The organism is Mangrovibacterium diazotrophicum (assembly GCF_003610535.1).
GTDB classification, from domain to species: Bacteria; Bacteroidota; Bacteroidia; order Bacteroidales; family Prolixibacteraceae; genus Mangrovibacterium; species Mangrovibacterium diazotrophicum.
Genome location: NZ_RAPN01000001.1, coordinates 1,919,213 through 1,937,883 on the forward strand (window position 1 = coordinate 1,919,213; position 18,671 = coordinate 1,937,883).

At 46.7% G+C, this 18,671-nt stretch carries 15 protein-coding genes; 6 read left to right on the forward strand and 9 right to left on the reverse strand.

The window, feature by feature from the left end; all coding sequences use genetic code 11:
• The first annotated feature begins 461 nt into the window (after window positions 1–461).
• From BC643_RS07370 to tnpA, 5 genes are all read left to right on the forward strand, one after another.
• A complete protein-coding gene (locus BC643_RS07370; RefSeq protein WP_120272479.1) occupies window positions 462–1,613 on the forward strand; it encodes a COG1470 family protein in 1,152 nt (383 codons plus the stop codon).
• Window positions 1,614–1,616: 3 nt separating this feature from the next.
• Window positions 1,617–2,573 carry an ABC transporter ATP-binding protein gene (locus tag BC643_RS07375; protein ID WP_120272480.1) on the forward strand — a complete coding sequence of 319 codons (957 nt, stop codon included), beginning with the start codon at window positions 1,617–1,619 and terminating at the stop codon, window positions 2,571–2,573.
• The gene (locus BC643_RS07380; protein WP_120272481.1) at window positions 2,566–3,594 is read left to right on the forward strand and encodes an ABC transporter permease; all 1,029 of its coding nucleotides are present in this window, start codon (window positions 2,566–2,568) and stop codon (window positions 3,592–3,594) included. The genes BC643_RS07375 and BC643_RS07380 overlap by 8 nt, the downstream gene beginning before the upstream one ends.
• A gap of 275 nt (window positions 3,595–3,869) precedes the next feature.
• Window positions 3,870–8,099, forward strand: a complete 4,230-nt coding sequence (locus BC643_RS07385; RefSeq protein WP_120272482.1) for a peptidase associated/transthyretin-like domain-containing protein — start codon at window positions 3,870–3,872, stop codon at window positions 8,097–8,099.
• 424 nt (window positions 8,100–8,523) lie between these two features.
• Window positions 8,524–9,012, forward strand: coding sequence for an IS200/IS605 family transposase (tnpA, locus tag BC643_RS07395; RefSeq protein WP_245994884.1), 489 nt, complete (start codon window positions 8,524–8,526; stop codon window positions 9,010–9,012).
• An 80-nt stretch (window positions 9,013–9,092) separates the two neighbouring features.
• Here the strand turns inward: tnpA and BC643_RS07400 are convergent, their stop codons facing one another.
• From BC643_RS07400 to BC643_RS07440, 9 genes are all read right to left on the reverse strand, one after another.
• Window positions 9,093–9,644 carry a 2-oxoacid:acceptor oxidoreductase family protein gene (locus BC643_RS07400; protein ID WP_120272484.1) on the reverse strand — a complete coding sequence of 184 codons (552 nt, stop codon included), beginning with the start codon at window positions 9,642–9,644 and terminating at the stop codon, window positions 9,093–9,095.
• Window positions 9,641–10,456 (reverse strand): thiamine pyrophosphate-dependent enzyme, encoded by an 816-nt coding sequence (locus tag BC643_RS07405; protein WP_120272485.1) that lies wholly within the window; start codon window positions 10,454–10,456, stop codon window positions 9,641–9,643. The genes BC643_RS07400 and BC643_RS07405 overlap by 4 nt, the downstream gene beginning before the upstream one ends.
• A gap of 3 nt (window positions 10,457–10,459) precedes the next feature.
• Window positions 10,460–11,554, reverse strand: a complete 1,095-nt coding sequence (locus BC643_RS07410; RefSeq protein ID WP_120272486.1) for a 3-methyl-2-oxobutanoate dehydrogenase subunit VorB — start codon at window positions 11,552–11,554, stop codon at window positions 10,460–10,462.
• A complete protein-coding gene (locus BC643_RS07415) occupies window positions 11,551–11,793 on the reverse strand; it encodes a 4Fe-4S dicluster domain-containing protein (protein ID WP_120272487.1) in 243 nt (80 codons plus the stop codon). Before BC643_RS07415 ends, BC643_RS07410 begins: the two co-directional genes overlap by 4 nt.
• A 194-nt stretch (window positions 11,794–11,987) precedes the next feature.
• Complete coding sequence (locus BC643_RS07420) at window positions 11,988–12,548, reverse strand: Crp/Fnr family transcriptional regulator (RefSeq protein ID WP_120272488.1); 561 nt, start codon at window positions 12,546–12,548, stop codon at window positions 11,988–11,990.
• A gap of 12 nt (window positions 12,549–12,560) precedes the next feature.
• Window positions 12,561–13,874: an aminotransferase class I/II-fold pyridoxal phosphate-dependent enzyme gene (locus BC643_RS07425; RefSeq protein WP_120272489.1), complete on the reverse strand. Its 1,314-nt coding sequence runs from the start codon at window positions 13,872–13,874 to the stop codon at window positions 12,561–12,563.
• Window positions 13,875–14,033: 159 nt separating this feature from the next.
• Entirely contained in the window at window positions 14,034–14,564 is a 531-nt protein-coding gene (locus BC643_RS07430) for a flavodoxin (protein ID WP_120272490.1), read from the reverse strand.
• Window positions 14,565–14,575: 11 nt separating this feature from the next.
• Window positions 14,576–15,415: a prephenate dehydratase gene (locus tag BC643_RS07435; protein ID WP_211338005.1), complete on the reverse strand. Its 840-nt coding sequence runs from the start codon at window positions 15,413–15,415 to the stop codon at window positions 14,576–14,578.
• Between the two features lie 181 nt (window positions 15,416–15,596).
• Window positions 15,597–16,865 (reverse strand): DcaP family trimeric outer membrane transporter, encoded by a 1,269-nt coding sequence (locus BC643_RS07440; RefSeq protein WP_147377164.1) that lies wholly within the window; start codon window positions 16,863–16,865, stop codon window positions 15,597–15,599.
• A gap of 253 nt (window positions 16,866–17,118) precedes the next feature.
• On the opposite strand from BC643_RS07440, the gene BC643_RS07445 reads away from it, so the two are divergent.
• Entirely contained in the window at window positions 17,119–18,627 is a 1,509-nt protein-coding gene (locus tag BC643_RS07445) for a PepSY-associated TM helix domain-containing protein (RefSeq protein ID WP_120272493.1), read from the forward strand.
• Window positions 18,628–18,671: the final 44 nt, after the last annotated feature.

The window sequence follows — 18,671 nt, forward strand, 5'->3', positions numbered from 1 at the left end:
TAACGGGAACTATTTCGTCACCCAATTTACCATTTATATTTTACAAAACATCGATGAGGTAAGCTGCCGTTTAGCGCAGTGCTATTTCATGATTAGCCATGTGAGGAATTGCCCAGACAATCAGAATTCGAAATAGCCTAAAAAATCGTTTTTTACGTTTGAAGACCAACGTGAGTGCTTCCTTTTTCGACACAAATTATATTCATAATAAAAATCTAATAAGATAACACTTAGGCGAAAACAGTCCCCTTTTTCTCGTTTTCTACATCAAAAAGCATATTTTCGCGAGTGCTTTTCACCTTCCTCATCAACAAAACAAATCTCTATAACACTCAGTATCACTGTCAATTTAAAATTTCATTTAATTTTTTTGATATCTTTTAACAGCGAACGAATTTAATTCATGCTTAAACTTGTTGACCGTATTGAGACGTCTAACCAAAATTCATGGAGGAAATTTTATGTCAATACGGAAAACCTTTTCTCGTTTATTTCTCTTTGCCCTGCTGGGCGTAGTCGCAGCAAACTCGAATGCTGCCGACGAAAAAACATCTGTCACACTTTACACGCCGTACACCCAGATTTCGGTTCCCCCCGGCCAATCGATCAAGTATACGATTGAGCTGATCAACAACACGCCCAACGTGCTGGATGACAACATCCGGATTACCGGCTTGCCGCGGAGTTGGGACTACAGTTTGAAATCGGGGAACTACAACATCGAGCAACTGGCGGTGCTACCCGGTGACAAGAAGACCTTTACACTCGACGTTCAGGTTCCGCTGAAAGTCAACAAAGGCAACTATCATTTCACTGTTTCGGCCGGAGCTGACAACCAGCTTCCACTGACGGTGACTGTTTCCAAACAAGGTACGTTCAAAACGGAATTTACCACCGACCAGGCTAACATGTCGGGGCATTCCAACTCGTCGTTTACCTTCAAGGCAAACCTCAACAACAGTACCGACGACAAACAGGTTTATGCGCTCGAAGCACACTCGCCACGTGGTTGGGACGTGACTTTTAAAGCCAACTACAAGGAAGTTGCCTCGGTAAATGTTGACGAAAACAGCACCAAGGATGTGACCATCGAGATTAAGCCGCCGGCAGAAGTTGAAGCCGGCAGGTACAAAATTCCGGTGACTGCAGCTACAAACGGCATGACTTCGCAGCTGAACCTGGAAGTAGTGATTACCGGATCGTACGGTATGGAAATGAGCACACCAACAGGCTTGCTGAGTACCAAAGTTACCGCCGGCGATGAGCGCACGCTCGACTTAGTGATCCGCAACACGGGAACGGCGCCGCTGGAAGACATTAAACTAAGCTCGGCCAAGCCGTCGGACTGGGATGTTTCGTTTGATCCGAATGCCGTGATCCGCATTGAGCCCGGTCAAAAAATGACCGTTCATGCCAAAGTCAAAGCTTCGAAAAATGCCATTGCCGGCGACTATGTTGCCAAAATTACGGCAAAAACACCCGAAGCAACTTCCAATGCTGAGTTCCGCATTTCGGTTCGCACCCCCACTATCCTGGGAGGCATGGGCATCCTTGTGATTATGCTCGCCCTCGGAAGTGTGACCTTTTTGTTTCGCAAATACGGAAGGAGGTAAGTTGTGAGTGAGTCAATTATTGAGCTCGTCGGTCTGACCAAAAAATACGGATCGTTCACAGCCGTTGACCAACTCAACCTGGAGATCCGTAAAGGGGAAGTTTTTGGTTTGCTCGGTCCCAATGGTGCCGGTAAATCAACCACCATCCTGATGATGCTGGGATTGACTGAACCCACTTCAGGCACGGTACGCGTGTGCCAGACCAACTCGACCGAAAATCCGATTGAGGTCAAACGGAGAGTCGGTTACCTGCCCGAAGATGTGGGTTTCTACCAGGATCGCACTGGCTGGGAAAACCTGATGTTCATTGCCCAGCTAAACGGCTTGTCGCCCAAAGAATCGGCCGACCGGGCCGAACAATTGCTGAAACGTGTCGGGCTGCTGGAGCAGGCCAACAAGAAAACCGGTGCCTACTCTCGCGGGATGCGTCAACGCCTGGGACTGGCCGAGGTGCTGATCAAAAATCCGGAAGTGATTATCCTCGACGAACCCACCTCGGGCATCGACCCCAAAGGAATCCAGGAGTTCCTCGAGCTGATCGTTCAGCTGAGTAAAGAGGAAGGCATTACGGTGCTGTTCTCCTCGCACAACCTGCATCAGGTGCAGCAAGTATGTGACCGCGTGGGCATTTTTGTTCGCGGAAAGCTGATTGCCGAGGGACATATTCATGAGTTATCGCGACAGCTGTTCGAAAATGAACCGTACACCATTCATGCTGAAATTGCTCCAACCGAAGCAGTTAAAAGCAAGGCTTTGACCGAGAAGCTGCAACAGCTGGAAGGTGTTCTCACCCTGCAACAGAACGGGGCCAAAATGCAGTTGGGCTGCTCGGCCGACATTTCTGAAAATATTGCCCGAACCATCGTTGAAAGCGGAGCCGGATTGCGGTCGCTGCACCAACGCGAACACGGGCTCGACGATATTTATAACCGCTATTTCCAGGGAGGTGCCTATGCGTAACATCAACCTTGCGATTGATTTGAAAAGCGTTACTGAACCAACAAAAACCCGGCAGCGAAAACTCAGCACCAAGCCCATTCACCCGTTTCGGGTACTGGTGCAAAAGGAAGTTTCGGACCAGGTTCGAAGCTGGAAGTTTGTTATCTTACTTGCTATTATTGCACTCACCTGTCTGGGATCGTTGTACACCTCACTAAGCAACATCGGGCATGCCATTAAGCCCAATGATCCGGATGCTGAATTCCTTTTTTTGAAACTCTTCACGCTGACTGACGGCTCGTTGCCATCGTACACGGTGTTCATCAGTTTCCTGGGGCCGTTGCTGGGTATCAGCCTGGGCTTCGATGCCATTAACTCGGAACGCAACCGGGGTACACTGAGTCGGGTGATGGCCCAGCCCATCCACCGCGACTACCTGATCAATGCCAAGTTCATGGCATCATTGATTGTTATCAGCGTGTTGTTTTTCGCACTGGGATTCCTGGTCATGGGACTTGGGATGACCATCATCGGCATTCAGCCCACTGCGGAAGAATTCTGGCGAATCGTTTTCTTCATTGTGTTGAGCATTTTTTATGTGGCTTTCTGGCTCAACCTGTCTATTTTCTTTTCCGTCAGGTTTAAGCAGGCTGCTACATCGGCGCTGGCCGGTATTGCCGTTTGGCTGTTCTTCAGTGTCTTCTTTGTCATGATCATTAACCTGATCAACAAGGCAAGCATGCCGTCGCCTTACGCAGCACCAGCTTTCATTATGGGGCATGAGCACCTGATGTTGAACCTGACACGCATCTCGCCAAGCACTTTGTTTAGCGAAGCAACGTCAACCATGCTGATGCCATCGGTACGCAGCCTTGGCCCGTTAACCGTGCAACAAGTGCAGGGAGCCATACCAAGCCCGCTGCCACTGGGGCAGAGTTTACTATTGGTATGGCCACAGGTTACCGGCCTCATTGCTGCAACTGTTGTGTGTTTTGCCCTCAGTTACGTCAGCTTTATGCGCCGCGAAATTCGCTCTCGTTAGTTGTCCATACATATCCCTTTCATTCCTAAAGCCGGTCTGTTGAGATCGGCTTTTTCATTTTCTGCGGTCGCCATTTTCAGAATGGGAAGAAAAGCTATCGAGGGCGTTCACCTGTAAAAAGACTGTTTCCCTGAGTTTTTCACTCAGCTGCGAACTTGTACGAAAACAAATTTTCCTAAAACAACATTAAATCCAGAAAACTTCATCAACCCCTATTAAACATTTTGTAAATTTAGAAGTCTAAAAACCTCGAACGACTACTAAAGCTACTACTCATGCAATCAAAACTTAAACTGGTTTTGCTCTTCATCGTCATCAGCGTATGCAAAGCCTACCCACAGAACAATTTCCCACAACAAGCAGTGAGCCAACTCAACCGGTATATTCTGGGCAATATTCAGGAGAAGCTTTATGTCCAGACCAACTCAAACCAATATCTTCCGGGTGATACGGTTTGGTTGAAGCCCAGCCTGGTAAATGCGATTAACCACAAACCAGTTGGTATCGAATACCTGTTTTATGTTGATCTGATTTCACCCGACAACAAACTTGTCGCTCACCAGCTTCTCACGCTGGAAAACGGTTTTTCCCAGGGGGCACTTATCCTCGATCAAAAGCTTGCAGCCGGCAAGTACAAACTGCTGGCCTACACGAACTATATGCGGAATTTTGACGCCGACTTTCTCTTCCAAAAAACAATTACGGTGTTATCCAATGCCAACGATCAAACAGAATGGGAGTTCAGCTCCAAAATCAAAGCAACGGAAAACGGCGACTCCGTTTATGTGAAGATGTACGCTAAAACCCGCAACGGGCGCGAGCTCAATGAATCGATTAACGTTTACCTGCAATTGGCCCGCGGGACGATTCTGGGTGGCAGTTGCCCGCTTATCAACAATGCCGGAAGCTTTCACTTTTTTGTTCCGGATTCATTGAGACTTCCCGTTGCACTGCTATCGGTAAAGCCGAAAAGAGCGACAACTGCTTCTGAGAAATATCGCATCAGCTTGTCGGTTCAACAGCCCGATCTTCAGTTCCTGCCGGAGGGTGGCAACCTGGTTCCGGATCAGGAAAACCGAGTCGCATTCAGATGCGTTGATTCTGATGGTAATCCACTAAATGTAGAAGGTGCGATAATAAAGAATGATGGAACAACTGTCTGCTCGTTTGCCACCGAATACGAAGGCACAGGTAGTTTGAACTTGCCCCCAAAAGCCGGACAAACATATTCAGCCCTGATTACCTACCGGGACTCAGTTTTCAGCTACAACTTGCCCGAGATATACGAGAATGCTTACAGTTTGCAATTAATCGAACAGGATGCAGACAGCGTCCATTTTGCCATGCTAAAAAGCGGCGATACCACGCCCAACTTCCTGTTACTGGGGCACTGCCGCGGCAATACCAAATACATGGGAACCGGTGTTTTGGAAAGCCCGCGAACCGAAATCACTGTTCCAACCAAAGACTTCCCCGAGGGCATTCTGACTTTCACCCTTTTTGTCAACCGCATTCCTTTGGCCGAACGACTGGTTTACCTGGACAAAGACGAGGAAATCCGCTTCAAATTGATGAAATCGTTGACAGCAGATTCCAATGCAACTTCCAATTACAGGCTTCAGGCTTCCCGCAAAGACGGTAGCCCGGTCAATGGTAACTTTTCAGTTGTTGGCTGGAACAGTAAACTCGAAAACTCGCTGGACAGCCTGGAAAATATCCACAACTACCTCCAGCTTTCATCCGACTTGCAAGGTGAAGTTTTGAGCAATACGGAGGTCTTCAATTCAACCAATCCAAACAGAAACCACCTACGCGACCTGATGCTGATGACCTACGGTTGGCGTCGGTTTAACTGGGTAGATATTATGAGGTTTGGGAACGAACAACTCGCCTATCAACCTGAAAAAGAGCTTTACATGCAAGGGACGATATACCGCGCACTGAGCGGGAAACCTGTTCCCGAAAATTTTGAAATATCAATTGTACTTCAACAGAAAAACTCTGTGCATATTGACAAAACCGCTACAGATTCAAACGGTCGATTTCGTTTCACAATTCCCGCTTTTGCTGATTCGGCTAATTTGACTTTTCAAACTAAAAATAAGAAAGAAAAACCCAAGGACTACCTTGTTGATTTAGAAACAAACCTCGAACAATTCCACATCAATTCCATCAATTTCGATAAAGTAACCAAGATCTATTCGGCCCCATTAGTATCCAACCGCGCTTCCGTGTCAAAGGTAGAAGAACTCAGTAACGCCGCCAAAGAAGCTAATGCAGCCGATTTAATTGCCGAGATTCATCCGCCCCGAAAGGATAACTATTACTATCCCGGAAAGGACACCTTTCTGATTGAAGAAGTGGAAGCCCGGTCAAACTATATCAACAAAAGAGATTCTCTAATCGATCTAATTGGTCAATCCGACGCTGCCATTGAATCGACGCAGCTTCGCCAGATCATCGAAGAACGCCCCTGGTATTCCAATATTTGGGATTTGCTGGACGATCAGATTCCCGGCCTTAAAATCGAGCAAAACTTATTTGACCCAGCAGGAATCAAGGAAGGTTTCTTTGTCGAAGGCATTCAATACAATCTTGTATTTTCAATTGATCCTTCAAGAAGCATTTACTTCAGGGTACCTGATAATCCTTCTGGTTACTTGTATATTTTCGTTGACCATGACCTGGTCAATGACTCGCGGATTCCGAAGTATACTTACCTGGAGAACATGGATCCGGGCGAAATTGAATCCATCGATTTCATAGCCCGTCCAAAATACTACGATGCGAGCCTCAATTCCAGCAAATCAACAACCGATATCATCGGAAACATATTGCGGGAAAATATCGGGGAAGAAATCGATAACCATCTTTCAACCGATGTATCAACACTCATCTTTGATTTGACACGAAAGCTCGACGACCGTATTGCCTTTCCGCCCTCCTTCCTTTTTATCCGGACGAAGTCGAAATCCGGCCTCATTTACGACCGTGCCAAAGGGCTGCAATCGCTTTTCCTCACCGGAATTTCACCTCAACGGGAATTCTACGTCCCCAAGTACAGAGCTTCCGCTAGCAATCCGGCTAACCAATTCCGAAAAACAGCTCTTTGGGAACCTGAAATCGTAACCGACACAGCAGGATTCGCTACAATCTCCATCCCTACAGGAGTAATTAATTCAAATACCATCCTGCAAATTCAGGGTATTTCGGCACTGGGAGAAAGCGGCTCTCAGACATTTACCTTTGAAGAAACAGAAGAGCCGGTTAGAAATCTGTCGGCAGCACCACCAGTTGCCGAAAGTAAGAAATCACTATCGGGAGAAACCAATCCATTTGCAAATCTCAACCTGTTTTATGGCCAAATTACCGATGCTGAAACCGGGTCCCCAATCTCGTTTGCCGACCTGAGCCAGGCTTCGCCGTATTACCACGAATGCACCAACAGCGCCGGCGAGTTTTTCATTTCAGCCGACAGGTTGAAAAAGGATCAGCCGATTCAGGTGTCATCACCGGGCTATCAATCGCAAAATATTAGCCTACCAGCCGATAAAAATTCGGTTATTCATATTGAACTGAAAAAAGAACCAATTGCAAAGGCAGAAAAGTCAACCAAAGCGATCAGCATTGTTCGGAACGCGATTCGCAGTTCACGACAACTTTATGCCTCTGAAGAAACTTACCAGGGCTACAACCGCGAAACTGTGGCTATTGATGGCAATGTTTACGGCATTTACGAAATGGCCTTCAACTATTCCAACGCCGGCTCTCCCGGCATCCCTTCCGCCATTCGATTCGAGACCGCCAAGTTCAAAAACATGGAGGATAAAAACGGGCATAAGCTGATGATGCTGAAGCCCAATCACCGCAGCTTATTCTATCCGCTGAAAGCCGACGTGCTGGCTATGGCACCCGAGTTCTGGCAAGCAGGAAATTCCGATGATTTCGACTACGAAGAGATCGGTCAAGTTGAATACGACGGTGAACCTTGCTACAAAATACAATTCAGGCAGAACGATAAATTGGTTCTGGCGCTGCAAAGCGGCATTCTCTATATTGGCAAACAAAGCGGAGCCCTGCGCTACGCAGCCTGGGGTACTTCGCCCGATAAGCGCAAATATGTCAGCTACACCAGCTACCTGCAATCCAACCCGATGGAATACGATGTGCAGGTAACAGACGACTACAACGAGGCTAGCTACGCTATGCAAAACGGACAACTTCAGCTACAGGGAACCAGCAGACAATTAACTGTTTTAGTGAATGGGCAAAACTACCTGCAGTTCAACAACCGGTTGTCAATCGTCGGGAAAAGCCAACGGAGCTATAAAAATTTAACTCAGAAAAATTCCGACCTGTTGATTGAAGACCTTCAAAGTAAACACATGCTAGTAAAAGATGCAGCTTACCAAATTGAGCCTTGGGTGAACCAGGGAATCGTCAAACCGGAGCAAAAGTTAATGAATGATGCAGCGTATTTGCATGATATTGGCTTGTACAGGTAGAAGACATTTAAAATCATGAGTTAATGACGGGCATTTGTCCGTCATAGCTTTTTTGTCGTTCTGAGACTTCTTGCCGAGCCGAAATTTTCGAAAAGTTGAAACGTTTCAATTTTCGGGTTTCGAAATTTTCGACAGGAAGAAAATAACGGATTTGAGCCTTTCGAAATTTTCGACAGGAACAAACGGCAAAAAAAGGCTGTCCAAAAGACCAGTGAGCTTTTTTGCCAGCCTCTTTTCCTGCATCGTTTTTATTTCACCCCTTCAGGGTTGGTCTTATTCTGCCAATTCTATTCTAAAATAATACCATCCCTTCGGGATTGAGAAAGATTCCGCATAGAGAATAAAAAACATATCAAAGGCAAAATCCGAAGGATTGAAATTATTGTAGAAATGCTGTAATTTTAAGGAAACGAACCCCAAAGGGGTGAAATATCAGACTAAGCCAACAACCATGCCCGGAACCTATTCCAAAATCTATATCCAAATCATTTTCGCGGTAAAAGGCAGGACAAACCAAATTAGCACAAACTGGCAACACGAACTTTACAGCTACATTGCAGGCATTGTTAAAAACAAAGGGCACAAACCAATCATTGTCAACGGGGCAAAAGATCACATTCATATATTTGTTGGATTAAATCCGTCGAGAGCTCTATCCGATTTGGTGAGAGATATCAAAAATAACTCAAGTAACTTCATCAACTCAAAAGGATTTCTACCCGGAAAATTCGCATGGCAGGAGGGTTATGGCGCATTTTCATACTCTGAGTCACAAATCGAGCACGTGTATCAATATATTCTGAACCAAGATAAACACCACAAAACAAAGACTTTCAAGGAAGAATATATCGGATTCTTGTCTAAGTTTCAAGTTGACTACGACGAACGTTACCTGTTTGAATGGCTAGAATAAACTGTGCTTTTCAACAAAAAAGCCTGCCTTGCGTGCAAGACAGACTCTTCTATTCAATATAGGCGATAAAAATAAAAATGTCAAAGTTCCAGAACGGGTTCCAGGTGTTCCTGCCCGGCTTCAATCGCTTCTAGGTTCATCGGGATCAGTTTATGGTGACGCTCGGGAAGTGATTTTTCCAGTCCTTTGCGAATACTATCGAGTGCCACAACCGGCTTCACTCGAAGGTAAGCTCCAAGCACCACCATGTTGAAGGTTTTCACGTTGCCCATCTCGGCGGCAATTTTGGTCCCGTCAATTTTGTAAATATTGATATCGGTACGTGTTGGCGGGTGTACAATTCCATTGGGGTCGTACAACAAAGTACCGCCCGGCTTCACCTCGTGTTCAAACTTATCCAGCGACTGCTGATTCAGGATGATGGCTGTATCGAACTCGTGCAGAATGGGCGAACTGATTCGGTCGTCGCTCAGGATGACTGTCACGTTAGCTGTTCCGCCACGCATCTCCGGTCCGTAGGAAGGAAACCAGGTTACCTCCTGCCCTTGCATAACACCCGAATAGGCCAGAATTTTTCCCATGGATAGCACGCCCTGACCACCAAATCCGGCTATGATAATTTCTTCTGTCATACTAATTCAGATTTAAGGTTTTGTTGAAAATAAGCTTCCGGTCCCGCTTTCTCGCCGTCTTTGATATCTCCGATCGGGTAGAACGGGAACATGTTATCTTCCATCCATTTGTTGGCTTCGATGGGCGTCAGACGCCACCCGGAGCTACAGGTGGAGACCACCTCAACAAAGGAAGTTCCTTTTTTCGCCATCGCATTTTCAAACGCTTTTTTCAGCGCTTTGCGGCACCGGCGCGATGACGCGGGTGTGTGAACCGATTGACGGGTCACGTAGCTTGTGCCCGGCAGCTGACCAATCAGCTCGGTTATTTTCAACGGATAACCATTGCGATCCAAATCCCGGCCACAAGGTGTAGTTGCGGTGACTTGCCCCAGCAAAGTGGTTGGCGCCATCTGCCCACCGGTCATCCCGTAAATGGCATTGTTAATGAAAACCACCACGATATTCTCGCCGCGGTTGGCTGCGTGCATAATTTCGGCTGTACCAATCGACGCCAAATCACCGTCCCCCTGATAGGTAAACACGACCTTTTCGGGGTTCACGCGTGAGATTCCGGTAGCAACGGCCGGCGCACGACCGTGAGCAGCTTCGTGCCAGTCAATATCGATGTAATTGTAGGCGAACACGCTACAGCCCACCGGCGACACGCCAATGGTTTTATCCTGGATTTCCAGTTCTTCGATGACTTCGGCCAACAGTTTGTGCACTACCCCGTGACTACAGCCCGGGCAGTAGTGCATTATTTTATCGTTGAGCAACTTTGGTTTCGAATAAATCAGGTTTTCTTCTTTGATGATATCCTTTAGTTCCATGGCTTACCCTCCGATTAGTTTTTTTTCCAACGCTTCAACCACTTCGCCCGGTGAAGGAATGATACCTCCCATCCGTCCGAAGTACAGCACCGGCTTCGACTCGCCGGCACAACCAACAGCCAGCCGAACATCTTCGATCATTTGTCCGGCATTCATCTCAACAGTCAAAAATCCCTTTACCCGTTTGGCCAATTCTGCAATCGGCTTGCTAGGGAAGGGGAACAGCGTGATCGGACGAATCAGGCCAACTTTCAGCCCTTTTGCCCGTGCAATATCAACAGATTTTTGGCAGATGCGTGATGAAGATCCAAAAGCCACGAGGATGTACTCGGCATCGTCGCATTGAATCATTTCATAACGAACTTCCTCGTCCTGCATCTTCTGGTATTTTTGCTGAAAACGCAGGTTATTTTGTTCCATCAGGGCTGAATCCAGCTCTAATGATGTAATCACATTTTTGGAACGATTGGCTTTCTTGCCGGTGGTTGCCCAGCTTCCGTATTCAACCTCTATTTCAGCATCCGATTTTCGTGGGACGAATTCGCTCAGCTCTACTTTTTCCATCATCTGACCGATAGCACCATCAGCAAGAATCATCGCCGGATTCCGGTATTTGAAGGCCAGTTGAAAAGCCAGTTCCACAAAGTCATTCATCTCCTGAACCGAAGATGGTGCCAAAACAATCAGGCGGTAGTCGCCATGTCCTCCCCCTTTGGTCGACTGAAAATAGTCGGCCTGTGAAGGTTGGATGGTCCCTAAGCCCGGCCCGCCACGCTGCACGTTGACAATGACGCAAGGCAGCTCTGCCCCTGCTATGTACGAGATTCCTTCAGCCATCAGGCTGATCCCCGGACTCGACGACGAGGTCATTACTTTTTTTCCGGTGCCTGCAGCACCATAAACCATATTAATGGAGGCCACTTCACTTTCGGCCTGTAAAACCACCATGCCGGTTTCGTCCCATGGCTCGCGGGCCATCAGGGTTTCCATTACTTCCGACTGTGGCGTGATGGGGTAACCAAAGTAAGCATCGCAGCCGCAACGAATCGCAGCTTCGGCAATCACCTCGTTACCTTTCATTAATCTTAACTCTTTCATAGTTCAGCATTTTGAGGTTTCTTCACTCGGTAAACCGTAATGCAGGTATCCGGACATATGACCGCGCAATTCGCGCATCCGATACATGCTTCCGGATTGTCCATAAATGAATAGTGATATCCCCTGCTGTTGACTTGCTTGTTCTGCGCCAAAACCTGGTGAGGGCAAGCGACCACACACAGGCCACATCCTTTGCAGGCTTCAACATCAACCACAACAGCACCGATTACATTTGCCATAGTTTTATTGTTTTAGATAGCGGTCTTTTCATACCGTTTCCACCAATTTGCTCATAGTTTTACAGAAAAAACATGACAAATTTTAGACGTGCCGCACAACATGAAAAGGCCGTTCGGTGATAAACCTTTGTTCACTCTCTCACAAAGCTATTCGATAGCGACAGCTTAGACCGCAACAATTGTTGCAAAACCGATCAAATCTTATTGAGTATACGAGTGAAGATGTTGCGATGGATACCTAAGTACGAAGCAACATGTTGGCGCTGTACGCGGGAAACAATTTCACTATGTTCTTTAACAAACATTTTTACCCGCTGCGATGCCGTAAGTGATTGAAGGGTGTGAACACGACGGAGGGCCATAACATAACTTTCCTCGGCCATGATGCGCACAAGCCGGTGAAGATCCGGGTGCTTTTCGAGCAAGTCGTCGTACTCGCTACGGTCGATATAAATCAATTCGGAATCTTCGTAAGCCCGAATAATTTCGGTCGATTCCTGCCCTGTCATAAAAGTTTCGTGACTGCTGATGATGCCATTGTCGGGGCAATAGAAAAAGCGGGAGATCCACTCTTGTCCCGACTCGGAAGTATAAGAGGCGTATAGCAGTCCGTTCAGCAACAAACCCAGCTTACGATTGGGTTCGCCGTAGTCCAGAAATACTTCGCCTTTTTTCAATTGAATTGGCTGGCGAGAAGCGAAAAAATCTTTGAGTTGCTCAAATGTTTGCTTGTATCCCGATCCAATGCCAGTCATATTCTGAGTTTATTAATTTAGAGGAAAATCGTTGTGGAATTGGACCAATCGTTTTTCCAGATCGTCAAACTGATCGCGGCTCACATGTGACACACAGGCGCGCAAGCCTTCTTTTTCACTACCTGTGTTTTTCAAGCTGATGGCGCTAACCCCGTAATAAAGCAGATTGTGCAACAATTCTTCGCCAGTCATGCCCGGGTAGCCAACCGTGAAGTAAAAGCCATCGGCCACCAATTGATCGCCGTCTTTTTCATACACGATATGAAAACCATTTTTCAGAAAAAGGTCTTTCATGATTCGGGCTTTCTCGCCATATTCCTTCACATCGTCCACAAAATTGAACTTGCCCTCGTTGGCCGCTTTAAACATGGCTGCCAAAGCGTATTGCGCCGAATGGCTGGTTCCGGATGAGATGGCATAAAGCACACGCTGCGTAATGGTATTTCCAAACGAATTACTGTGGAAACGCGGCTTCAGGTTTTCGTAATCGCGATTGTACAAAGCATCTGAAATGACCATGATGCCAATACGCTGACCGGCGTAGGAGAATATTTTAGAGCTGGAAATGAACAGCACGTAGTTGTCGGTGTAATGTGCAACCGTTGGCTGGTAGGGCGGCTCACCCGGTGTGTACAGGTTCTGTCGGAAATCCATGGCGAAATACGCCAAATCCTCCATCACAATCACATCGTACTTAGTAGCCAATTCGCCAATAATTTGCAATTCAGCCTCGGTAAAACAAATCCAGCTTGGGTTATTCGGGTTTGAATAAACAATCGAATTGATGTTTCCTTTGCTCAGGATACTTTCGAGTTTTGTCCGAAGACCTTCGCCACGGTAACTGAACACATCGAAAGTTTCGTAACGGCAGCCCATCACGAACATCTGCTGCTTTTGCACCGGAAAGCCCGGATCGATAAACAGCAACGTGTCCTTCTTCGGATCTACGTGACTGGCAACCATAAAGGCCGAGTAAGTTCCCTGCATGGAACCAACGGACGGAATGCAACCCTGCGGCTTCACATCCACATTCATGAATAATTTTACAAAACGGGAAGCTTCTTCTTTCAACGGTTTGATACCGTCGATCATCGGGTACTTGGAGGCTACGCCCGATTTCAGCGCTTCAATTTCAGCCTCAACACCGACTTTGGCTGGTGGCAATCCGGGAACCCCCATTTCCATCCGAATAAACTTATCCGAACTTTTTTCTTCGACCGCATTGACCAGTGCTACAATTTCGCGGATCGTCGCATTTCCGACTTCGTCAATACGCAGTTGAGAAATACATTCATCAACCAGTTCCCGACTAAAAGGTGTGCTCATTGTGTAAAATCTTTCAGAAACCGCCACGCGCGGTCGTTAGTTTTTTCAGATCGATGGCAACTCTGCTGCGTCTATAGCAACAAAAGCCATTTGCATACAAATGTACCGCAATACAACTTGCCCGCAAATGACTATTCTTATTTTTTAAAGGTGATCTTCTTAGAGACCGAAAGCAGCTTTCACTTCAGCCGCCCAGGCAGCTACGCGTTCGTCGGTCAATTCCGGTTCAAAATCTTCGTCAACCGGCAGTCCCACGAATTTGTCGTCGACCAAAGCTTCCGAATCATCAAACTCGTAGCCTTCGGTATCAACAGGAGCAACAATAGCAGCATCAGGACTTACACTTTTAATTTCTTTGTACAAGCGTCCCATAGCATTCACAAAATGTCCAGGGTATGTAATGTGGTCGCCCAAACCAAAGATCGCGATGGATTTTCCGGCGTAGTCAGCCTGAGAGATTTCAGGAAAAAACTTAGCCCAATCGGTATTTGAATATTCAGAATCCCAGGTTTCTTTACCAACTGTTGAAATTCCGAAAATGATTTTATCGTATTTTTCAATATCGGCCGCAGAAGCATCGTTTACCGATACCAGATCAACTAATTCCTCGCCGATAGCAGCCTGTACCTTTTGAGCTACCCGGTGAACTGATCCTTTCTCTGGGCCAAAGAATAATCCTACTTTACTCATATTACTATTTTTTACTGGTTAGTGATTTCCATTTCTGCACGGACATATTCCCCTAAAATAGACAAACTGGAAACATTTTTCAAGATTCGGTGGATCGCTTTTTCATAATTTTCCTCGGCGTTGAACTCAACGTCCACATGAATGGTGTATTCGTTTGGCTTACCCACAATCGGAATCGACTGAATTTTATTCAGGTTGATCTGATTTTCAGCAAAAATATTCAAAACGCGAGCCAGAGCTCCGTAATAGTGCCCAACCTCGAAAGCCAACGAGGCCTTGTTCGCACCACCATTTTGGTTGGCGTGTTTGCTCAGCACCCAAAAACGGGTATAATTTTTCTTGTTGGTTTCGATGCCGCTGTCCCAAACGTTCAGCCCGTAAATTTCGGCTGTACGCAGGTTGCCAATAGCTGCAGCATCCATCAGTTGGTCTCTCACCAGGATCTTGCCGGACATGGCCGTATCCTGATTTTCAATAATGCGGGCATTCGGAAAGTATTTTTCAATGTATTCCACACACTGACGAATTGCCACCGGATGCGAATAGATGGTTTTTACATCTTCACGCTTTACTCCCGGCAACGTCATCAAATTGAGTTGAATATGCACGTATGTCTCGCCAATAATTCTTAAATGATAATCGCGAATCAGGGAGTAGTTTTGCAGGATGCTTCCGGCAATTGAGTTTTCGATGGCCATCACCGCAATGTCCACCTGGTCGGTATCCACCAATTCGCACACACTTTGAAATGAACGGCATTCCACAATTTCAATTTCATCTGTTCCGAAATATTTTCGGGCAGCATCTTCGTGGAAAGAACCCGCCACTCCTTGTATTGCAACTTTCTTCATAATTACACAGTAGTTTTAAAATCCTCCTTGGATTTTTGATCGGCACAAGTTACACAAAAAAGCCGCTCGAAAGGCGGCAGTAAAAAGAACAACAGGGGAAAATTAACACAAAGTCATCTTCATGTTTAATTTTCCCCTGTCCCTATTTTGAGATTCCCCGTATTGGGAATTTTACAGTCGCCTAAAAAGCGTAGACCATCGACAAACTAACGCGCTTGTTGGTTGTCCAGTGTGTATCGGCATAGGTTCCGTCGCTGAAATCGAAACCACCAATTCCATAGTTAGCCGATGTTACCTCGCACTCGGCTACAAAACGCAATTTCGAGATGTTGTAAGCCAGGTGAACAGATCCTCTGGCTGCTTCCTGAATATTCGGCAATAAACCGGCGGTTAAAGCTGCTCCAGAGTTGTTGTATACTTCGTCGGTTGTACCCAGGTTCTTCAGGTAGGCGACGAACATTCCAACCTGCCATTTCTTACCGTAAACGATGTTCAGCAAGCTTGAACTGGTGTTGTAATTGGTATACGTTTCGGCACCGGTTTCAGCGTCTTTTGTTGCCACGGCATAACCACCCAAAATACACAGGTGAGTCATGTTCTGTCCGTAGAATGTTTTGGCAGTCAACTGAAACATTTCACTCTGATACTTCAGGTAACCCATTGCAGCTTTACTTGTCAGGTACTCATCGGCTTTGTAAGTTCCGGCTGTTCCTGTTGTGCTCATGCGAGGTTTTATTTGCTTGATCTCGCCACCTGCACCAATTGTCAGTCCGTTTGATTTATATTCCGCTGTCAGCGTCAGCTCCGGCCAAATACCGTTTCTTTTTGCCTGGTTTGCTGTTGAATAAGAACCCGAGTCGAACGACTTCGAAGTATACTGACTTTCGTAAACGGCAGCTGCTGCAACCGACATTTTTCCGAAGTTATAATCGTATCGAACTTGCGGCGAACGATTGAAAGCCTGAAATGGTGCACCGGTGTTAAATGCTCCCACTGCCGGGAAAACGCCTCCACCAAAGAAAGGGTGCCATCCCTGGCCAACCATTAACTTGTCCTTTTCCCAGTTGAAGACAACGTAGGCGTGACGAATACGAAACAAAGTAGGTTCAGACTTGGTGATACCGCCAAAATCAAATTCGAAAACAGCGCTGGTTTTTGCCCCCAACAATTCAGGTCCCTGAATTTTCAAGCCCAAACGCGACGCCAAAGCCGTGAGGTTGGCACTGGTTTGCTCATTCAAATCTTCGCCATTCGCGTCCTGTCCGGTGTAAAGTGGAACCAGGTAAAAGTCTTCGTGAGCAACATCATTGCCTTTGTAAGTATCCAGGTAAAAATCGGTGCGGACAAAGCCGTAGAAATTTAGTTTGAAGTCGTCTTTGCTAATATCTTGCGCAAAAACAGAAATACATAGAAAGAACGCCACGAGCGCTCCCGTAATCTTTTTGTACATGAGATAAATCCGGTTAATTGATGGTTTTTCTTTTCCGGGAAGAATGCTCGGAACTCGGCCAATTTCACAATTCACAAAACTTGTCCTGCTTTCATCCTCTCAAATCGGCCGCAAATGTATTCGCTTTCGATGCATAACCATCAAGTCGGCATGTACTTTAACCCTGATTTTACATTTTATTTAAACAAAATACCTCGTTTGTAACATCGGTTACAGTGTGCAAGCTTCGAGGAACACTATTTTAGCACGAACTATGAAAAACAGATCGCTGAGGCTTTTTCGTAAACTACATAAATGGCCGGGGATCGTTATCGCGGTTCTGGCCATTCTTTTTGCCCTGTCCGGTGTCGTCATGAATCACCGGTCGTTGTTTTCATCGGTTGATGTGAACCGAAGCCTGTTGCCACCCGGCTACCAGTATGAAAACTGGAATCTGGCTGCGGTGAAAGGAAACCTGGTTACACAGGATAGCAGCGAGCTCATTTACGGGAGCATCGGCGTTTGGAAGCGAAATGGTGAAGATTTTTCGGACTTCAACCAGGGATTTCCCGATGGAGTTGATCACCGGAAGATTTCCAAGCTCGCCCAAATGCCCGATGGCGATTTGTTTGCAGCCACCCTGTTTGGACTTTACAAACGCCCGGCGAAAGGCGAAAACTGGGAGAAGGTTGCAATACCGATCCGGGAGGAACGCCTGACCGACCTGTTTCTGAAACAGGACAGTCTGATCGTTCTCAGCAGAAGCCTTCTTCTTAAATCAGCCAACGGAAAAGATTTTGAATGCATCCGGTTGCCTGAGCCGGAAGGCTACTTGCGAAAAGCGGGGCTCTTCCAAACCTTGTGGCAACTGCACAGTGGTGAGCTGTTCGGCTTGCCCGGTAAGCTTTTCGTGGATGTGCTCGGCCTGGTCACCATCTTTTTAGCGGTCACTGGCCTGCTGCATTTTTTCTTTCCCAAGATTGCGCGACGACGCAAGGAAAAGCAAAAAGCAACGCAAAAGCTCACGGCCGCACGGCGCCTCAACCTGCGCTGGCACAATGTAGTTGGTTATGTAGCAATCGCCTTTTTGATCATCAATACAACTGCAGGAATTTTCCTGCGCCCGCCACTGTTGATCCCGATTGCGTACTGCAAAGTCGGCCTGATTCCCGGCACAACACTCGACAACCCGAATCCCTGGTTTGACAAGCTGCGCTGTGGCACTTGGGATGAGGAGCTCGGAAAATTCATCCTTTCAACTTCCGAAGGCTTTTACTTCTTTAATGAAAGTTTGAACGAAAAGCCTCAACCGGCAACGATCGAGCCGCCAGTAAGCGTGATGGGGTGCAATGTCCTGCAGCAAACCGCTCCTGCTCAGTATTTGGTTGGTTCATTCAGCGGCCTGTTTATTTGGGATATTCGGAAGAATGTAGTTGTAGATGCGTTTACCGGGAAGACTCCTATCAACACCGGCGGACGCCCGATTTCCGACCACCTGATTAGCGGTTATGCTGAAACGTCTGAAGGTGATCACATTCTTTTCGATTACAGTCAGGGAATGCAAAACCTGGGAGAAAACCGGAATTGGGAAATGCCCGCTAATATTCTGGCTTCTTCCCCGTTTTCATTGTGGAATACAGCCCTGGAAATTCACACTGGACGCATCTTTGAACACCTAGTTGGGCCATTCTACATTCTGTACGTTCCACTTTCGGGTTTGTGCCTGTTAATGGTACTGATCAGCGGATTCCTGATTTGGTGGAAAGCCTACAAAGGCAAATGAAATATGGGAGAAATTCCAAAGGACAAATTCCAAAATCCCAGATT

Excerpts from the sequence above, each read along its gene's own strand:
- BC643_RS07370 (WP_120272479.1), top strand. The coding sequence starts at position 462 with ATGTCAATACGGAAAACCTTTTCTCGTTTATTTCTCTTTGCCCTGCTG.
- BC643_RS07380 (WP_120272481.1), top strand. The coding sequence starts at position 2,566 with ATGCGTAACATCAACCTTGCGATTGATTTGAAAAGCGTTACTGAACCA.
- BC643_RS07385 (WP_120272482.1), top strand. The coding sequence starts at position 3,870 with ATGCAATCAAAACTTAAACTGGTTTTGCTCTTCATCGTCATCAGCGTA.
- BC643_RS07400 (WP_120272484.1), bottom strand. The coding sequence starts at position 9,644 with ATGACAGAAGAAATTATCATAGCCGGATTTGGTGGTCAGGGCGTGCTA.
- BC643_RS07405 (WP_120272485.1), bottom strand. The coding sequence starts at position 10,456 with ATGGAACTAAAGGATATCATCAAAGAAGAAAACCTGATTTATTCGAAA.
- BC643_RS07410 (WP_120272486.1), bottom strand. The coding sequence starts at position 11,554 with ATGAAAGAGTTAAGATTAATGAAAGGTAACGAGGTGATTGCCGAAGCT.
- BC643_RS07415 (WP_120272487.1), bottom strand. The coding sequence starts at position 11,793 with ATGGCAAATGTAATCGGTGCTGTTGTGGTTGATGTTGAAGCCTGCAAA.
- BC643_RS07420 (WP_120272488.1), bottom strand. The coding sequence starts at position 12,548 with ATGACTGGCATTGGATCGGGATACAAGCAAACATTTGAGCAACTCAAA.
- BC643_RS07425 (WP_120272489.1), bottom strand. The coding sequence starts at position 13,874 with ATGAGCACACCTTTTAGTCGGGAACTGGTTGATGAATGTATTTCTCAA.
- BC643_RS07430 (WP_120272490.1), bottom strand. The coding sequence starts at position 14,564 with ATGAGTAAAGTAGGATTATTCTTTGGCCCAGAGAAAGGATCAGTTCAC.
- BC643_RS07435 (WP_211338005.1), bottom strand. The coding sequence starts at position 15,415 with ATGAAGAAAGTTGCAATACAAGGAGTGGCGGGTTCTTTCCACGAAGAT.
- BC643_RS07440 (WP_147377164.1), bottom strand. The coding sequence starts at position 16,865 with ATGTACAAAAAGATTACGGGAGCGCTCGTGGCGTTCTTTCTATGTATT.
- BC643_RS07445 (WP_120272493.1), top strand. The coding sequence starts at position 17,119 with ATGAAAAACAGATCGCTGAGGCTTTTTCGTAAACTACATAAATGGCCG.